This is a genomic window from Salinivibrio sp. SS3, assembly GCF_001722105.1.
Taxonomy (GTDB): domain Bacteria; phylum Pseudomonadota; class Gammaproteobacteria; order Enterobacterales; family Vibrionaceae; genus Salinivibrio; species Salinivibrio kushneri.
In genome coordinates, this window is the sequence record NZ_MEBQ01000023.1 from 241,735 (window position 1) to 259,255 (window position 17,521).

The following is a 17,521-nucleotide window of genomic DNA, read 5'->3' on the forward strand; positions in this document are numbered from 1 at the left end:
TGCCAAAGAAAACGGAGTAACCTGTGAAAAATCATTCATGTCACCCACCAGGCTGGCTAGCACGCTATACCAAGCAGAGCCTTTGGGCGTTGCTACTGATCTCACTTAGCCAACCGGTTTTAGCTAAGCGACTTTATGATGTGGAATTGATTGTGTTTAAACGCAATCAAAACCCGGCCAGTGTCGAAGAAAGCTGGCCCACTCAAGCGAATGCCACGTCGGTCAGCCGTGCTATTCCCGTCACTAACAATAGCGCGCTACAAAATGCGGGACTCACCCCGCTGCCACCCAGCCAATGGCAGCTGACCAATGCTTACAACAAACTCTCTAACCATGCGGGCTTTACGCCCATGGTGCATGTTGCATGGCGTCAAGATGACAGTGGCCGCGCTGCTCTGCCTTTGCTGCGTGTCAGTGCCGGAAAAGACTATCGCGACCGTTTTAATCCAGACGGTACGCCGGTGACAGCGCAAGCCACCCCGTCAAGCAATACAGCGTCAGATAGCGAACAAGCGTGGGATGAGCAGGCGCTTGAAACCGCGCCCCCTCGCCAGCCCCTCTATGAGCTAGATGGCACACTGCGCGTCTACGTCCAGCATTACTTGTTCGTCGAGGCCGACATGGTGCTACGAGAGCCAAGCGAGCGGCGCGCACTGGTTGAAGACGTGATCAATATGCCACTGCAAACCACAGATGCGCAGCAAGGTGCCTCATCACAGACAGATAACGTGCAAGTTGCAGGCCTAGAAAAGGTCGAGAAGCAGTACCACATTGAGCGCTTTTTGCAGCCTTACGCGTTCACGCACAAACGACGGATGCGCAGTGGCGAAACCCACTATTTGGATAATCCCATGATGGGCATGATTATTCAGGTGCGTAAAGTTCAGGGTCAATAAGTCCCCGACTACTGGTGCGACCGATCAGCGTTAAAACAAGAAAGCCGGTGTGACCACACCGGCTTTTTACCACACCATCGAAGGCACGCAATCAGCATGCCGATGCCAACCCGTGCGCCTCAGTTATGATGGCGTTTTACTCTGTGAACGAGATGAGTTGGGCTTACCGCCACTTGGTTTGTGGGTATGGCGACGGTTTTTTCCCACCGGTTTGTGACCACGTGCATTGTCACCAGAGCGTTGACCATCCTGACGCGGTTTGTTCTTTTTCGGTTTCTTTGGCTTAATTGGGCGCGTATCAAGCTTAGACTCTGGCACTGGGTTCGCCACCGGAAAGTCCGCCAAGCTATGGCGCGGGAGGACCTTTTTAATCAAGCGCTCAATGGCAAACAAATCTTTGGCTTCATCCGCACACACCAAAGACACCGCATTACCCACCGCCCCCGCACGACCGGTACGGCCAATACGGTGAACATAATCTTCCGCCACATGAGGTAAATCGAAGTTCACCACTTGTGGCAGTTGGGCAATATCAATACCCCGCGCCGCGATATCGGTTGCTACCAATACTCGCACGTCACCGGTTTTGAATTGTTCAAGTGCTTTGGTGCGCGCGCCTTGGCTCTTGTTACCATGAATGGCGGCGGCACTGACGCCGTATTCATCCAGATAACGTGACAAGCGGTTGGCACCGTGCTTGGTTTTGCTAAACACCAACACCTGTTGCCAGTTATTGTCAGCAATCAAAGAAAGCAGCATCGCGGGCTTTTTCTTTTTATCAACCGGATAAATGCACTGCTCCACCCCTGTCGCGGTTTGGTTCGCAGGGCTCACCGAGATCTCAACCGGGTTATTCACCAGCTCTTTCGCTAGCTGGCGGATGTCAGCCGAGAAGGTGGCAGAGAACAGCAAGTTTTGACGCTTGGCTGGCAACAATCCCAAGATCTTGCGGATATCACGAATAAACCCCATGTCTAACATGCGATCAGCTTCATCCAATACCAGCACTTCCAGCTGAGAAAAACGCACCGCATTTTGCTGATACAAATCCAATAAACGCCCCGGCGTCGCCACCAGCACATCAGCCCCTTTGCGAAGCTTCATCATTTGCGGGTTTATCTTCACCCCGCCAAATACCACCATAGAGCTCAGCGATGTATGCTGGCTGTACTGCTCAACATTTTTATGTACTTGGGCGGCAAGCTCACGCGTTGGAGTCAGAATCAGGGTGCGCACGTGGTTAGGACGCGCGCGTTTACCTGCTTGTAAACGCTCTAAAATCGGCAAAGTAAAGCCTGCGGTTTTGCCCGTGCCGGTTTGCGCGGCCGCCATCACGTCTTGCCCTTCAATCACCGCTGGAATCGCTTTTTCCTGAATCGGTGAGGGTGTGGTATAGCCTTGCTCTTGTACGGCTTTTAATAGTGGTGCAGATAGTCCTAAAGAGGAGAAACTCATCAATTGATCTCAATAAATAAAAAATGTCGTCACAGGCCGCATGGCCCGTCACTTAGGGTCATGAATATCAATATCGTGGTGTGAGAAAAACTCGGCGTCAGGAGGGTTGCTCTAGAAGTGATATCAATAATCTTGATTGCGACGCTATTGTGACGCCTTTCATGTCAGGCGGCAACCACTATTGGTCGCTCATAGTAATAAAAAGACCGAGGCATCCTCGGTCTTATTACTTAAGTTCGCGGTGCCTGATTCAGGCGCAACGTTTAGTGCAACTTTAGACTTGGACGCAACACGCGGTTAATCCGCCCAACCAGCATCATCAAACCGGTTTTGACATAACCGTGCAAGGCAATTTGGTGCATCCGGTATAGGGAGATATAAACCATGCGAGCAATCCGGCCCTCAATCATCATCGAGCCTTTGGTCAGGTTACCCATCAAGCTACCCACGGTAGAAAAGCGGCTGAGTGAGACTAAAGAACCGTGATCTTTAAACACATATGGTTTCAATTCACGCCCATTCAACTTCGCCACAATGTTACTAAAACAGCGACTGGCCATCTGATGCGCAGATTGTGCACGCGGCGGTACTTTGCTGCCGTCTTCTTGTGTACACGCCGCGCAGTCACCGATCACAAAGATGTTCTCGTCACGGGTGGTCTGCAGAGTGTTGTTTACTTCGAGCTGATTGATACGGTTGGTTTCTAAACCGGCAATATCTTTCAAAAAGTCAGGGGCTTTAATGCCTGCCGCCCACACCATAATATCAGCATGGATGCGCTCGCCTTCTTTGGTTTCCAACCCTTCCTCATCGGCCTTGGTGACAAAGGTATTGGTTTTTACCTTCACACCCAGCTTCAATAACTCCTGGTGTGCGGCACTGGAAATACGTGGCGGCAGCGCAGGCAAGATCCGCTCACCGGCTTCAACCAAGGTCACGTTCAGTTTTGAGTTCTCTAAGTCACGGAAACCATAATTACGCAACTCTTTAATCGCATTGTGTAGTTCCGCAGACAGCTCCACCCCTGTCGCGCCCGCACCGACAATGGCAATATCCACACTGCCGTCACCGTGTTTCGCGTGTAGGCGCATAAACTCGTTATTCATCTCACGACGGAAACGATGCGCCTGCTTGGGGTTGTCGAGGAAAATACAATTATCCCGTACCCCTGGCGTGTTGAAATCGTTCGACGTTGAGCCAATCGCCATCACTAGGATGTCGTATTCCAGCTCACGCTCAGGCATCAACAGCTCATTGTTTTCATCATACATGGGCGCGAGCGTGATCACTTTCTGGTCACGGTCAATGTCCCATAGCGTGCCCATTTGGAAATCAAAGCCATGGTTTTTAGCGTGGGCACGATAGCTCAGTGCATCGACACCCTCGTCCATTGAACCGGTCGCCACTTCATGCAGCAATGGCTTCCACAAATGGCTACTGTTTTTATCCACCAAGGTGATCTCTGCACGACGTTTGCGGCCTAACGTGCGGCCCAGCTTGGTTGCAAGCTCAAGCCCGCCTGCACCGCCACCGACAACGATAATTTTGGTCACTTCTACATCCTTACCTAACTAAAAAAATACACGCTAGCCGCCCACCGGCGACTGGCTAAAACTGGCACTCATTGGCATTTTGTCAGTAACTAACAACATCTATTGCGTATTTTGCGTTCTTTTTTGTTGTGTTGTTCGTCAACGCGCGGCTCTATTTTGCCGTAAAACGACAATTACTTCGAGCCTTGTCTGCGCTTAATTAATGGATAATATGTAGGAAAATTACACCAAATGCTCGCAACACTAGGGTTACGAGCATGGCATTAGGCCGATTGTTTAAACTGGGCAATGGCTTGTAGGTGGGCGGAGAGATTTTTAAATTTGTGGCTTTGTTTTTCATCCCAGCGTACGGGATAAAACGGAGAGAGCAAATGGTAGCTACGTTGGCTATCTAACACTTCATCTTCTCGCGACAAGATAACTAATGCACGCTGCTGATTACGTTGGCGAAAGTCAGTCACGCATTTAGTGGCGATGTCTTCATACTCTTCTGGGCGGTCGATTTTGCCCTGCATATTTTCATAAGGATGGAGGTTGGGGTTAATGATCACCTGCTTGATACCACACAGAAAGCCAATGCGCTCAGACCAATAAGCCCCCAAGCCGACACCGCAGATCAAAGGGTCTGGATCGCTACTGGCGTCAATTTGAGTCTGAACCTGTTTCAACAGATGTTGCATATCGTGCTTGGGGTGCATGGTGCTGTAGTTGATGGTGCGCACATCATCATCGACAAATTGAAGCTGCAGCACTTTTTCATGGTTGCCGGGGCTGGTGGCATCGAAACCGTGAAGATATATGATCATGTAAATCCATCCTTGGTTGTCGCAAAGCTGTGGCCCTTATCAATAGCATAGCCCTCCGGACAGAAAAATGAGCAAGATCACCCTAAAAATAATCAGGGTATTGACCCGCCACGATGTCGGCACCTCGTCGCGATAATAAGACAACGCGACCCGCTCCAGCAGACATTGCGAGAGGCAAGGATCAACGGCTCATGTCGCGAAGACGCGTTTGCCACTCATTGAGGCTCTCGACTAAGCGGTTGCGTTGCGCATCATCTAAACTGCGATCCAGGCGCAACAGCCAATCAAGCCGCCGCGAACGATAGATTGCCATTTCGGTTTCGGTCTCTGGTCCGGCTCGCCACGCCACCACATCGTCCACCCATTGCGACAACGCCGCTTCGGTATCAATCGATTGTCTGTTATTGATAATGTTGAACAGACGGCTGACTAACTGCTCGCGTACATGACGGAATGTCGGCATCGCCGCTTGTTGGTATTGCGCCATTTCGGCGAACAGCGGCTGCTGATCGCGGTCGGTATCACCCACCCACTCTTCGGTATCTTCTTCTAAATCATCCCGCTGATAGGCGAACTGCTCATCCTCCGAACGCTTGGCACGACGCTGGGTGGCTTGTTCAATTTCCTCTTCCATCCACTGCGTCAGTGCTTGCGCTTGCTCATCGTCAAAACTATCCAGTAAACGTGCGGTGGCGGGTATAAACGCCTTTAGCGTTGTACGAATTCTCTCTTTCACCGCCTCTTGATGGTCGCGCAACTGCGCCATGGTCTGCCGCTCGGTACTTTGTGTGGCGATCAGTCCTAAGCGCTCGGCAATCGCCGGTAATTCGTGAGTGCGGTGCCATTGTTGAATCTTATCGAGATCGGCTTTGACTTGGCGGGACTGCTCGGGGCGCAAATTAACAATATCGTCAATGTAGTAATGAATCCAAAACGGCAAGGTGTTATAGGCCAGCTCTGTGGTACAGCCCACCAGCAAGAGCAAACAGCCAGCTAACCACCCTGTTCGACAACCTTGTTTGACCATCCCTTCCTCCGTGTTCAATTAGCCTCGCCTTTGCGCCGCCAGCTGTTCAAAAAGCTGATTAGCCGCCTCTTTATAGGCCGGTAGCCGATACAACTTAGCACCTACCTCATACCAGCATAGCGCCAAATAGTCGGCAAACGGCAACCAAGCCAACACGCGCCTGCGCACCGCCTCCGTCGCTTTTATCTGTTGCTGCGCACAGTAGGTTTCAATCACCGCATCAGGTTGTAGGGCATTGGCACGACAAAACAGCGCAATATCAAGGTGCGCATCGGCCGTACGTGCATATTCCCAATCGAGCACGACAGCGCCACGATGGGGCGTCATCACAACGTTGTAAGCGCCCAGATCCATGTGACATACCACCGGAATATCGCCCTCCGTGGCAGGTCGCTGCGCGATTGCCCAGGCTTTAATATCTGCTAGACGATGCACGTTCGCGGCTGATAGCTGCTGCTCGTAATGCTGGCACTGTGCATCCACCGATGCGGTTTCAAGTTCAACCGGTAACTGGTGTATACGAACCAACAGGTCAATTAAGATCGCTGTTGGATCATCGTCGCGCTGATCAAGTGGTTGACCGCTCACCCAGGGCACCAGCAAGCCTTCTGCTAACGACGCAATCGGCTGAGGTGCCAATCCATGATTGGCGGCCAAAGATTGTGCGCTAGCTTCACGCGCCCGATCGATGTCAAACGCTCTGACGGCTTGGCTATTAGGACGCCATACACTCTGTCCACCCTGTGAATCAGTGATGCGCCAACAACGATTGGTCAAACCGGCGGCCAGTGGCTCAGCATGGATTATCTCTGTCGGCTTGGCGTAAAAGCGGCTCAGGGCCGTGTTAATTGGCGCGTCAAACGCCGGTAACTCATCACTCACTGACAAACGTCTCAACCCCTTGCCACGCAATCACACCTGAGTGTAAGTCCATCAGTTGCAAGCGTAGATGATAGGGGCTCCCCGCCGTTATTTTGCCACTTAGCTGGTACTCAGCCCCCAGCATTCGTCCATATTGAACAATGGTAGAGGGATCCACCAATGCTTGATTTTGCGCCAGCCCAAGGGATTGACGCACCGCTTGCACTCTCGCCTCAGGCACTGGCGTAATGCGACCAGCACTCACTAACCCGGCTTTAAGTTGCTCGGAGTACGTCTGTGTCGGAAAGTAGGTGTTACTCAGGTTTTGAATGGGCTGCACCAGGGTGACGGGTGACGATTGCAACGGCTGGCTGTCAAGTAGTGCACTTACTGCCGCGTGCATTGCCTGATCCAAGCTCGGATGAGGCCGACGAGAGGGGGTGGTTGTCGATGGGCTCTGCGCACCCGGTTGATAAACCGGTTGTGTGCGTGGCGCACAGCCAACCACGCTCAGTAAAAAAAACGTCACGACCAGTGTGGTGAACAGTGAAGGCTGTCGCAGTGAACGCTGTCGCAGTGAATACTGTCGCAGCGAAGGCTGTCGCCCCGCCGACGGCATGGGTAAACAAGCAAAGCGGACAAGTGCCATTGTTATTTCCTCAACAATAAGTAAGAGCCTGGCTGATGATCTCGGCGTAAGGAGACACGCTAGTGAACAATCACCATGCGGTACTGGGTCGCGCTCGCGGTCGGCATCCGAGTGTTGATACGTTTAGAGGCCTTCGCAGGCAACGAAATACGCTGCCACTCAGACGGCGAGGCCTCCACTTGCAGCCCTTGTTTGTCGTACCAATAGAAGCGGTAACGCATCCACTGGGAATGCTGGCTACGATTGATCAGCGTTAAACAGGTTTGTTGTATGGTCTTCGCACCGGCACACGCCCGCCGTTTAACGTCGAGTACCTGCGCCAGTGTATTATCCGAATAAACCACAGATTGTCCTGGCGTGATAGAAAGCGATGGCTGGCCGGTGGCACATCCAGCCAACAGGCTAAGGGTTGCCAGCAAACACAGCCATTTACCCATATATCACCCTCTTAACGCTTATCGCGACTACCCAACCACCATCGGCCCCAACGCCCGGCCACCAACTAGATGCATATGAATGTGGTACACCTCTTGCCCACCATGTTGGTTACAATTCATGATTAAGCGGTAACCGTCTTCGGCAATCCCTTCGTCAGCGGCTAATTTTTTCGCCACCGTAATCATACGTCCCAGCGCAAGCTCATCATCGGTATCCACATCGTTAGTGGTCGGAATCAACTTATTGGGCACCACCAAGATATGCACAGGGGCACGCGGGTTGATATCGCGAAAGGCGGTCACGAGTTCATCCTGATACAAAACATCCGCAGGGATTTCTTTACGAATGATTTTGCTAAAAATTGTTTCTTCCGCCATGGTTCACTCCCTTTTATTGTTGTTTACCGCGCCAAGTATGCGGCAGCCCTACTTGAAGGGCAATATGCTGACAATGCTAATGTACAATAATTGCGTCAACATTCGGTTAAGACTTGATTAATCTCCCTAAACAATCAGGGGCTGAATCAAGTAATCGATTGCGTTACTATAACGCCAATGCCTTGACATGTAAGGATCACAGCATGACCACCCTATTATTTAAGAATGTCTCCGTTGTCAACGAAGGACAGATTGTTGAAACGGATGTCCTGGTTGAAAATGGCCGAATTAGTCAAATCGCCCAAGATATCAGTGCCCCCGCCGCGGCCGATTGCCGCGTAATAGATGCCACCGGCAAGCACCTCCTCCCAGGAATGATTGACGATCAAGTGCACTTTCGTGAGCCAGGCTTCCCGAAAAAAGGCACCATCGCCACCGAATCCAAAGCCGCGGTCGCGGGGGGCATTACCACCTACATGGAAATGCCTAACGTCAACCCGCCCACCACGACGCTAGAGGCACTGGAAGAAAAATATCAACGCGCCGCGCAATCCAGCCATGCTAACTACGCGTTTTACTTGGGCGCGACCAACGACAACATTGATGAAATCCGTCGTTTAGACCCAAATAGCGCCTGCGGGGTAAAAGTGTTTATGGGCGCCTCTACGGGCAATATGCTGGTCAATGACCCAGAGACACTCAACGCCATTTTTGCTGACTGTCCCACGCTGATCGCCACCCATTGCGAAGACACCCCCATGATCAGCGAACTCGAGAGCATCTATCGCGAAAAATATGGTGAAGACGTGCCGATTGACGCCCATGCCCATATTCGCTCCAAAGAGGCATGCTTAAAATCCTCACAGTTGGCAGTCAATCTCGCTAAAAAGCACGGCACACGCCTGCATGTGCTGCACTTAACCACGGAAGATGAGCTGTATCAGTTTGAGCCAGCTAAAACGCTCGAAGCTCTGCAGCAAAAGCAGATCACTGCTGAAGCCTGTGTCCATCACCTGTTTTTCAACCGGGATGATTACGCGACCAAAGGCACTTTGATCAAATGTAACCCAGCGATCAAAGAAGCTCACCATCAGCAAGCGCTGATTCAAGCGGTCAAAGACGGGGTAATTGATGTGATTGCCACCGATCATGCGCCTCACACCTATGAAGAAAAACAAAACAGCTATTTCAACGCGCCGGCTGGCCTGCCACTTGTACAACACGCGTTGCAGGTGGCCTTAGAGTTTTATCATCGTGGTATCTTCGATTTGCCTTTGGTGGTGCAAAAAGTCGCACACGCCCCTGCAGTTCGCTATCAGGTGAAAGATCGTGGCTTTATCCGTGAAGGCTATTGGGCCGATTTGGTGCTGGTGGATCTCAACCAAACCCAGACGGTTGGTCAAGATAACCTCTTCTACCAGTGCCAATGGTCACCGTTTGACGGCCACACTTTCGGCTCTAGCATTGATATGACCATCGTCAATGGCCAAATCGCCTTTGAGCACGGTCAACACAGCGACGAACGCTATTCAACGCGCCTTGAGTTCGACCGTCAGTAAGTCATTGAACATGCGCGTCTAGCAGGCATGCGCGTGACCGTGTGTCGCGCGCATCTTGTCTCCCCTTCCCTTTGCAAGCCACATACGTTAACCGCACTGCTCGGTTCACTCAGCGTCTTCAGCGAGAATCAGCTATAGTCACCTCCACGAAAAGACAGATATTTCACTGTCTAATGCGTCAACAAGGGTGTTTTTGTCTGACAGCTCAAACTCTGGCATCACAAACCTTGCGCGCAATAACGATTTGCTTTTATATCCGAATCGTATATTGTGTGGGTGATATATGGATATTCACGCTGCTTGGTTTCAACACTGGATGATGTTGAAAAGCTGTGTTCGCAAGGAGAGGTAACCTTAAGCGTCTTTCGGTTATCGCGACACTCGTATCCTACCTCTTCCACTGGCGCAAGCTGTTCATCATGCCTGTTTTGGCCTTTGATGAAACGCCCCAGCTGGCTGATATCCGCATCAGGGCGTGCATTGTGGCTGCGGCCAACAATGACCAACCCAACACGAATGACGGGCGTTTGCGTACAAGTCGCAGACGACCATCCAAATCATCGAGTATGTACCGTGTCAACGATACTGAGCGCATTCAGCGTCGAAGGCTGTCGGTGAACTCGTGACGTCGAATAATCAACCAGTGAGGTGATGATGTCTTCATCTGCTTCTAAGCCACTTCTCAGTGTCGAAAACCTGAGTGTGTCATTTACCACCAACGACGGCATGGTCGATGCCGTTAAAAATGTTAGCTTTGACATCATGCCCGGTGAAACCGTGGCAATCGTTGGTGAATCCGGGTCGGGAAAATCGGTTTCTAGTAGCGCCGTGATGGGGCTGCTCCCCAATAACGCACTGGTAAAACCGGCCTCTAAAGTGACCTTTAACGACACCAATGTGTTGACGCTGTCCACCAAGCAAATTCAGAAGATGCGCGGCGATCGTGTTGCCATGATCTTCCAAGAGCCGATGACCTCGCTTAACCCGTACATGCGCGTTGGCGAGCAGTTGACCGAAGCGATTCAATGTCACCATCGCACCACAGGTGAGAAGGCAAAACAGCGCATCATCGACTTGTTAAACCTGGTTCACTTGCCTAATCCAACCAGCGCGTTAGAAAAGTATCCGCACGAGTTTTCTGGCGGTCAGCTTCAGCGCATCATGATTGCCATGGCACTGGTTAACGAACCGGATTTGTTGATTGCCGACGAGCCAACCACCGCCCTTGACGTCACGGTACAAGCGGAAGTGCTTAATCTGATTGGCGAGCTTCAGCAAAAAATGGGCATGGCCATCATGTTTATTTCGCATGATCTCGGCGTGGTTAAACACCTGGCCGATCGTGTGGTAGTCATGTGTAAAGGCGAAGTGGTCGAGACCAACGACACCCAAGCCCTGTTCGAAAATCCACAAAAAGATTACACCAAGATGCTGATCGACGCGGTGCCACGTGGCCGTAAAGAAGCCCCGCAGGACGATGCAGAAAACTTGCTCACCGTGGATAACGTCACCATCAAGTACTTCTTGGGGGCAGACTTCTTTGGTGGCAACAAACGCTATTTCGAAGCGGTCAGTGATATCAGCTTATCACTGCGTCGCGGCGAAACCTTGGGTATTGTCGGTGAGTCTGGCTCAGGCAAATCAACCCTAGGCCGCGCGATTATGCGCCTGTTGCCCGTCGCTGAAGGTCGCGTTTGCTTTAAAGGCCAAGATATCCACGGGATCAAAAACAGCGAGAACAAAGCACTCTGCCGCGACATGCAAATGGTTTTCCAAGACCCATTTGGCTCTTTGTCGCCACGTATGACAGTCGGTGAAATCGTTGCCGAAGGCCTGCGCACTCACTTCCCCGAGTTGAGTAAAAAAGAACGTTTAGAGCGGGTGAAAGATGCGCTGTATGAGGTGCGTCTAGACACCTCGGCGATCAACCGTTATCCGCACGAGTTCTCCGGCGGTCAGCGTCAACGTATCGCGATCGCCCGTGCACTGATTTTAAACCCTGCGTTTATCTTGCTGGATGAGCCCACCTCGGCACTGGACCGCTCCGTACAGCTGACCGTGATCGACTTGCTGAAAGACATTCAGAAACGCCATAACATCGGTTATCTGTTTATCAGCCACGATTTGAGTGTGGTTCGTGCCCTCTCAGATCGGGTGATGGTGATGCAAAAAGGGAAAGTCATGGAAGCGGGTACCCCAGAAGAAATCTTCCATCACCCGCAAAACGAGTACACGCGTAATCTGATTGCTGCCTCGTTCGACCTGGCAGAAGAGGAAGTGGCCTAGCCCACGCTGTAACGTCTTTACGCGTTACTCCATCTGATAGACAAAAAATGCGCCAAATTGGCGCATTTTTTTATGGTTTCTATCCACTTAAACGCTGCCCGACGCAACGCCCTCTCGCTAACGCAAGCAGACGTTGGACCGAACAAACCAAGTTAGTGGATTAATCATCCATTTCGGCGATCTTCACCTTCCAGGTGTCTGGGCCAATCTGATGCGCATTTTGTCCTTGTGAGTCGACGGCCACCGTGACTGGCATGTCTTCGACGTCAAATTCGTAGATGGCTTCCATTCCCAAATCTTCAAACGCCACCACGCGTGCATGCTTGATCGCTTTCGAGACCAAATAGGCTGCGCCGCCAACCGCCATCAAGTACACGGCTTTGTGGTTCTTGATTGACTCAACCGCCGCCGAGCCACGCTCAGCTTTACCAATCATGCCCATCAAGCCGGTTTCGGCGAGCATCATGTCAGTGAACTTATCCATACGGGTCGACGTGGTAGGGCCTGCTGGGCCAACCACTTCATCACCCACCGCATCAACGGGGCCCACGTAATAGATAAAGCGACCATTAAAATCAACGCCCTCAGGAAGGCCTTCGCCATTGCGTAGCATTTCTTGCAAGCGTTTGTGTGCAGCGTCGCGTCCGGTCAGAATTTTGCCTGATAACAGCACGGTTTCACCGGTTTGCCAGCTTTGCACGTCTTCTTTGGTGACCGTGTCGAGGTTGACACGACGTACATTATCCCCCACTTCCCAAGTCACTTGCGGCCAGTCGTCCAATTTGGGTGGCGCCAATTCGGCAGGCCCGGTGCCATCAAGTGTAAAATGCACATGGCGGGTGGCAGCACAGTTCGGAATTAAGCACACAGGTTTAGACGCAGCGTGCGTTGGGGCGGTTTTCACTTTGACATCCACCACCGTGGTTAAACCGCCTAGCCCTTGGGCACCGATGCCCAGCTTGTTCACACGATTGAAAATATCGAGACGCAGCGCTTCATCGGCATTGCTTGGACCACGCTCGATAAGCGCTTGAATGTCAATGTGCTCCATCAGTGACTCTTTGGCTAACACCGCGGCTTTTTCTGCCGTGCCGCCAATGCCGATACCCAGCATGCCCGGTGGACACCAGCCCGCGCCCATTGCAGGCAAGGTTTTTTCTACCCATTCAGCGACATCATCCGATGGGTTAAGCATCACCATTTTGGTTTTGTTCTCCGAGCCACCGCCCTTCGCGGCAATTTGGATATCCACGGTGTCGCCTGGCACCATATCAATGTGCACCACCGCTGGACTATTATCACGGGTGTTTTGACGTTTGCCTGCCGGATCAGCCACCACAGAGGCACGCAACGGGTTATCAGGATTGGTGTACGCACGTCGCACCCCTTCATCCACCATTTGCTGCACCGTCATATCGTGACGGTCCCACTGCACTGCCATCCCTACTTTGACAAAACAGGTCACAATGCCGGTGTCCTGGCAGATCGGACGCTTGCCCTCGGCCGACATGCGCGAGTTAATCAAAATTTGCGCGATGGCATCTTTTGCCGCTTGGCTTTGCTCCTTGTCGTAGGCTTTTTCAAGGGCTTGAACAAAATCAAGAGGATGGTAGTAAGAGATATATTGCAGGGCATCTGCAACGCTTTCGATCACGTCTTGCTGTTTAATAGTGGTCATCATTGCCTCTGGTGTCATTTGCAGGACCCAAAGCGGGTATCCAGTGTTGGGGAGGCCTTCCCCTCGTTATTATCGTTTGGCTAGGCAGTTTTACTGCTCTGTGATAGAGAAGTCGATGGTTGACAGCAACCTCGCTTCGTCTTTTATTGTTGCTTGTGCCGGAAAAGGCCTAGCTATGATACGCTTAGCGCTATCTGCGCGCCACACGGCGTCTCAACCGTGATCACAAAAAGAAGAATGCAACCACAGAACGCCATGAAGCTCACTACCACGCCAATCGACTACGCCCCGGATCTTGCGTTGACCCTGTTTGATAAGATCGCTCATCAGCCCTGGGCGATGTTGCTCCACTCGGCCACACGGACGCATCCAGATAGTCGCTTCGATATCCTGGTCGCCGATCCCATCGCCACGGTGACCGCGCGCCACAATCAAGTGACCACGCGATACCCCGATGGGCATACCACCACTGACGATCACGACCCCTTTCGCTGGGTCGCGCAATTACAAGCACAGCTATTACCAGCGGTTTCTGAAATCGCCCCCTGGCCCTTTACCGGCGGCGCTCTCGGGTATTTTGGCTATGACTTAGGGCGCTGTGTTGAAACCCTACCCACGCGGGCTAAAGACGAGCTCAATGTCCCCGACATGGCGGTTGGTCTCTACGACTGGGCAGTGGTGATTGATCATCACCAGCATCAAGCGGTGGTGATTGCACCGGACAGCGATCAGCGCTGGCAATGGCTCACTCATCAGGCTGCACCGTCCCGCCCATCGTTTGCACTCACCGAACGCTGGCGCGCTAACATGACCGAGACGCAATACCAGCAAAAATTTGCCCAAGTACAAGCGTACTTACATGCCGGTGATTGCTACCAAATCAACTTGGCTCAACGCTTTTCCGCCTCCTATGAAGGTGACGAGTGGCAAGCGTATCGCAAATTAGCGACCCGTAATGGTGCGCCCTTCTCTGGCTTTATCCGCTTAGCGGACAGTGCCATATTATCCGTGTCACCGGAGCGGTTTCTTTCCGTACATAATCAACAGATTGAAACCAAACCTATCAAGGGCACGCGCCCTCGCTATACCGACCCGCAACAAGATGCCGACAGCGCTCAAGCACTGAAATCGGCGGAAAAAGATCGCGCTGAAAATTTGATGATTGTCGATTTGCTCAGGAACGATATTGGCCGAGTTGCCTCGCCAGGCTCGGTTTCTGTGCCTAAACTCTTTGATATAGAGAGCTTTCCCGCCGTCCACCATATGGTGAGCACGGTAACAGGTAGGCTCCCTGATGAAAAAACAGGCCTCGATCTGCTTCGCGCGGCGTTTCCCGGTGGCTCAATTACCGGTGCTCCCAAAGTACGCGCCATGGAAATTATTGAAGAGCTTGAGCCACACCGTCGCCATATTTATTGCGGCAGTTTTGCCTATCTCAGTCGCTGTGGCCGGATGGATTCGAGTATTACCATTCGTACCCTGGTCGGCCACCAAGGCCAACTGCATGTGTGGGCCGGTGGCGGTTTGGTTGCTGATAGCGAGGCAGACGCCGAGTATCAAGAAACGCTCGACAAAGTCAGCCGCATCCTCCCCGTGCTGGCAGACGATGATAGCTTGGCTGCCCCTTTAACTGATTTAACGGAGTCACGATGACGCTAATCGCCGAGGAACATGCTTATTTCACGCCAATCCGCTGTACGTTGGGCGCGAAAGCAGCTTCTTGGTCTGCATCCCTGACGCATCCTCAATCCATTTGTGACGAGCCAGGCCGCCCCTTATCGCCTGCGGATGTAACCCGGGCTTTTTCGTTAACCCCGCTTGCGCGCCACGATAGCCGCATTTTGAACCGCGTTCGCCTCTCCCCCAGAATTTTGGGTGGCGCTGACTTTCAACCCGCGGCGGTGCTAATCGGCCTAGTGCCGCGCGAAAACGGGATCCAACTGGTATTAACCCAGCGCGCGAGTCACTTAAAACATCATCCTGGCCAAGTCAGTTTCCCAGGCGGCAAGCGGGAGCCTTCTGACAGAGATAACACCGCCACCGCCACGCGGGAAATGTGGGAAGAAACCGGGATTCGTGTTGCCCCTGAGGCGATTATTGGCCACTTATGCCCACTTCCCACCGTTACTGGCTATTACATTCACCCTGTCCTGGCGTGGGTCGATCCCGAGTACCAGCCTTGTCTGGATGACAACGAAGTCGCCGCCTGCTTTGAAGTGCCGTTAGATACTCTTTGTCGTCCGGGGCATATTCGCGAGCAGTCTTTCTTACTCTATGGCCAGTGGCACCCTGTGTGTGCGTTTTATCACCAAGACCGGCTGATTTGGGGCGCCACTGCGCAATTGCTTCGTGCGTTAATCAGCCAACTAACATTGTTTTCCCCCTCGGGTCACCACTCGTCAATCTGCCCATAACCACTCAAAGAGTATGGCTTTAGACGCACATTGATGCATATTTATCCAACAAATATCTATACATTTATGCCTGCATAGTAGAGCAATCCACCTTTCGTTATTGATAGTCATCACATTTTGGTGCAATAGTCTGCGCACCACTTTTCATATAGCGATCTAGCTCTTGGTTTTCTCTGTGGAAATCGCCAGAATTCGCCTTCCCTGATTTCTGTTCCCGACAATGTGAGTAGTATTGTTATGCAAACCACCTCGACGACTGGTACCCGCGCAACGTCGCGCCCGCGCTGGACCAAACAAGATACAACCTGGGCGCTTTCCCTTTTTGGCACCGCGGTTGGCGCGGGTATTCTTTTTCTTCCTATCAACGCAGGCATGAGTGGATTCTGGCCATTAGTGGTCATGACCCTGCTTGTCGGCCCAATGACCTTCTTTGCCCACCGCGGCCTCTCTCGTTTTGTTTTATCTTCTAAAAATGCGGGCAGCGACATTACCGAAGTAGTTGAAGAACACTTTGGTGTTGGCGCGGGCAAATTGATCACCTTGCTGTACTTCTTTGCCATTTATCCGATTGTGCTGATTTATGGCGTGGGGATCACCAACACCGTTGACTCCTTCTTGGTCAACCAGCTTGGCATGGCGTCACCGCCACGTGCGATCCTCTCGCTAGCACTGATCCTCGGCATGATGTCGGTGATGCTACTGGGCGAGAAAATGATGCTGCGCGTCACCCAGTTTTTGGTCTACCCGCTGGTTGGGATCTTGGTCTTTATGTCCATCTACCTGATCCCAGAGTGGAACACAGCGGCGCTATCGCAAGTGCCGTCCGCGGGTGACTTTACTATTACCCTTTGGATCTCGATTCCAGTGCTGGTTTTCGCCTTTAACCACAGCCCGGCGATTTCGTCTTTTTCCTTGGCACAGCGCCGTGATCACGGCGACGACGCGGAATACAAGTCTGGCCAGATCCTGATGCGCTCAGCGGCCATGTTGGTCGGTTTCGTGATGCTGTTTGTGTTCTCTTGCGTGCTGTCACTGACGCCAGCAGACCTAGAAGCGGCGAAAGCGGAAAACATCGCGATTCTTTCTTACTTGGCCAACAAACATGAAAGCCCGTTCATTTCCTTCTTGGGTCCATTGGTGGCCTTTGTTGCCATTGTGTCCTCGTTCTTTGGTCACTACCTGGGCGCACGTGAAGGCCTGAACGGGATTGCTACAAAAGCGCTACGCAGCATGGGTAAGCCGGTTGATCGCAAAAAAATCAACGTGTTTACCGTGGTATTCATGATCCTAACCATTTGGCTCGTCGCTACCCTCAATCCAAGCATTTTGGGGATGATTGAATCACTTGGCGGCCCAATCATTGCCACCATCCTGTTTATTATGCCAATGTATGCCGTGAAAAACGTGCCAGCAATGCAGAAATATTCAGGTACAATCAGCAACGCTTTTGTTCTGATTATGGGGCTGGTAGCCATTTCAGCGATTACGTACAGCATGATCTCTTAATCTCCAACGATTCTGA

Annotated in this window: 15 protein-coding genes; 6 read left to right on the forward strand and 9 right to left on the reverse strand. The window is 52.0% G+C overall.

The window, feature by feature from the left end; translation table 11 throughout:
* Positions 1 to 23 precede the first annotated feature (23 nt).
* Positions 24 to 896: a peptidoglycan binding protein CsiV gene (locus tag BGL48_RS10180; protein ID WP_069362530.1), complete on the forward strand. Its 873-nt coding sequence runs from the start codon at positions 24 to 26 to the stop codon at positions 894 to 896.
* Positions 897 to 1,019: 123 nt separating this feature from the next.
* Here BGL48_RS10180 and BGL48_RS10185 read toward each other — a convergent pair whose 3' ends face one another.
* The 8 genes from BGL48_RS10185 to hinT form a co-directional block, all read right to left on the reverse strand.
* The gene (locus BGL48_RS10185) at positions 1,020 to 2,351 is read right to left on the reverse strand and encodes a DEAD/DEAH box helicase (RefSeq protein ID WP_069362531.1); all 1,332 of its coding nucleotides are present in this window, start codon (positions 2,349 to 2,351) and stop codon (positions 1,020 to 1,022) included.
* 263 nt (positions 2,352 to 2,614) lie between these two features.
* On the reverse strand, positions 2,615 to 3,904 hold the full coding sequence (locus tag BGL48_RS10190; protein WP_069362532.1) for an NAD(P)/FAD-dependent oxidoreductase: 1,290 nt from the start codon (positions 3,902 to 3,904) through the stop codon (positions 2,615 to 2,617).
* Between the two features lie 263 nt (positions 3,905 to 4,167).
* Entirely contained in the window at positions 4,168 to 4,710 is a 543-nt protein-coding gene (gene ycfP / locus BGL48_RS10195; RefSeq protein ID WP_069362533.1) for an alpha/beta hydrolase YcfP, read from the reverse strand.
* 181 nt (positions 4,711 to 4,891) lie between these two features.
* Complete coding sequence (locus tag BGL48_RS10200) at positions 4,892 to 5,737, reverse strand: DUF6279 family lipoprotein (RefSeq protein WP_069362534.1); 846 nt, start codon at positions 5,735 to 5,737, stop codon at positions 4,892 to 4,894.
* Positions 5,738 to 5,755: 18 nt separating this feature from the next.
* On the reverse strand, positions 5,756 to 6,619 hold the full coding sequence (locus BGL48_RS10205) for a phosphotransferase (RefSeq protein WP_069362535.1): 864 nt from the start codon (positions 6,617 to 6,619) through the stop codon (positions 5,756 to 5,758).
* The gene (locus BGL48_RS10210; protein WP_069362536.1) at positions 6,612 to 7,247 is read right to left on the reverse strand and encodes a hypothetical protein; all 636 of its coding nucleotides are present in this window, start codon (positions 7,245 to 7,247) and stop codon (positions 6,612 to 6,614) included. Before BGL48_RS10210 ends, BGL48_RS10205 begins: the two co-directional genes overlap by 8 nt.
* A 59-nt stretch (positions 7,248 to 7,306) precedes the next feature.
* The gene (locus BGL48_RS10215) at positions 7,307 to 7,684 is read right to left on the reverse strand and encodes a DUF1425 domain-containing protein (protein WP_069362537.1); all 378 of its coding nucleotides are present in this window, start codon (positions 7,682 to 7,684) and stop codon (positions 7,307 to 7,309) included.
* Positions 7,685 to 7,711: 27 nt separating this feature from the next.
* The gene (gene hinT / locus BGL48_RS10220; protein WP_046073123.1) at positions 7,712 to 8,062 is read right to left on the reverse strand and encodes a purine nucleoside phosphoramidase; all 351 of its coding nucleotides are present in this window, start codon (positions 8,060 to 8,062) and stop codon (positions 7,712 to 7,714) included.
* A gap of 203 nt (positions 8,063 to 8,265) precedes the next feature.
* Here hinT and BGL48_RS10225 point away from each other — a divergent pair, with 203 nt between their 5' ends.
* Both BGL48_RS10225 and BGL48_RS10230 read left to right on the forward strand, forming a co-directional pair.
* On the forward strand, positions 8,266 to 9,621 hold the full coding sequence (locus BGL48_RS10225) for a dihydroorotase (RefSeq protein ID WP_069362538.1): 1,356 nt from the start codon (positions 8,266 to 8,268) through the stop codon (positions 9,619 to 9,621).
* A gap of 654 nt (positions 9,622 to 10,275) precedes the next feature.
* Positions 10,276 to 11,907 (forward strand): ABC transporter ATP-binding protein, encoded by a 1,632-nt coding sequence (locus BGL48_RS10230; protein WP_069362539.1) that lies wholly within the window; start codon positions 10,276 to 10,278, stop codon positions 11,905 to 11,907.
* A gap of 160 nt (positions 11,908 to 12,067) precedes the next feature.
* Here BGL48_RS10230 and BGL48_RS10235 read toward each other — a convergent pair whose 3' ends face one another.
* Complete coding sequence (locus BGL48_RS10235; protein WP_069362562.1) at positions 12,068 to 13,585, reverse strand: fumarate hydratase; 1,518 nt, start codon at positions 13,583 to 13,585, stop codon at positions 12,068 to 12,070.
* Positions 13,586 to 13,822: 237 nt separating this feature from the next.
* Here BGL48_RS10235 and pabB point away from each other — a divergent pair, with 237 nt between their 5' ends.
* The 3 genes from pabB (at position 13,823) to BGL48_RS10250 (ending at position 17,505) form a co-directional block, all read left to right on the forward strand.
* On the forward strand, positions 13,823 to 15,238 hold the full coding sequence (gene pabB, locus BGL48_RS10240) for an aminodeoxychorismate synthase component 1 (protein ID WP_369801963.1): 1,416 nt from the start codon (positions 13,823 to 13,825) through the stop codon (positions 15,236 to 15,238).
* Positions 15,235 to 15,999: an NUDIX hydrolase gene (locus BGL48_RS10245; RefSeq protein WP_083238531.1), complete on the forward strand. Its 765-nt coding sequence runs from the start codon at positions 15,235 to 15,237 to the stop codon at positions 15,997 to 15,999. Before pabB ends, BGL48_RS10245 begins: the two co-directional genes overlap by 4 nt.
* Before the next feature lie 237 nt (positions 16,000 to 16,236).
* The gene (locus tag BGL48_RS10250; protein ID WP_069362540.1) at positions 16,237 to 17,505 is read left to right on the forward strand and encodes a serine/threonine transporter; all 1,269 of its coding nucleotides are present in this window, start codon (positions 16,237 to 16,239) and stop codon (positions 17,503 to 17,505) included.
* The last annotated feature ends 16 nt before the right edge of the window (positions 17,506 to 17,521 follow it).

Bases quoted from the DNA above. Each gene is read 5' to 3' on its own strand.
- BGL48_RS10185 (WP_069362531.1), bottom strand. From the start codon at position 2,351: ATGAGTTTCTCCTCTTTAGGACTATCTGCACCACTATTAAAAGCCGTA.
- ycfP (WP_069362533.1), bottom strand. From the start codon at position 4,710: ATGATCATATATCTTCACGGTTTCGATGCCACCAGCCCCGGCAACCAT.
- BGL48_RS10200 (WP_069362534.1), bottom strand. From the start codon at position 5,737: ATGGTCAAACAAGGTTGTCGAACAGGGTGGTTAGCTGGCTGTTTGCTC.
- BGL48_RS10210 (WP_069362536.1), bottom strand. From the start codon at position 7,247: ATGGCACTTGTCCGCTTTGCTTGTTTACCCATGCCGTCGGCGGGGCGA.
- BGL48_RS10215 (WP_069362537.1), bottom strand. From the start codon at position 7,684: ATGGGTAAATGGCTGTGTTTGCTGGCAACCCTTAGCCTGTTGGCTGGA.
- hinT (WP_046073123.1), bottom strand. From the start codon at position 8,062: ATGGCGGAAGAAACAATTTTTAGCAAAATCATTCGTAAAGAAATCCCT.
- BGL48_RS10225 (WP_069362538.1), top strand. From the start codon at position 8,266: ATGACCACCCTATTATTTAAGAATGTCTCCGTTGTCAACGAAGGACAG.
- BGL48_RS10230 (WP_069362539.1), top strand. From the start codon at position 10,276: ATGTCTTCATCTGCTTCTAAGCCACTTCTCAGTGTCGAAAACCTGAGT.
- BGL48_RS10235 (WP_069362562.1), bottom strand. From the start codon at position 13,585: ATGACCACTATTAAACAGCAAGACGTGATCGAAAGCGTTGCAGATGCC.
- pabB (WP_369801963.1), top strand. From the start codon at position 13,823: ATGCAACCACAGAACGCCATGAAGCTCACTACCACGCCAATCGACTAC.
- BGL48_RS10245 (WP_083238531.1), top strand. From the start codon at position 15,235: ATGACGCTAATCGCCGAGGAACATGCTTATTTCACGCCAATCCGCTGT.
- BGL48_RS10250 (WP_069362540.1), top strand. From the start codon at position 16,237: ATGCAAACCACCTCGACGACTGGTACCCGCGCAACGTCGCGCCCGCGC.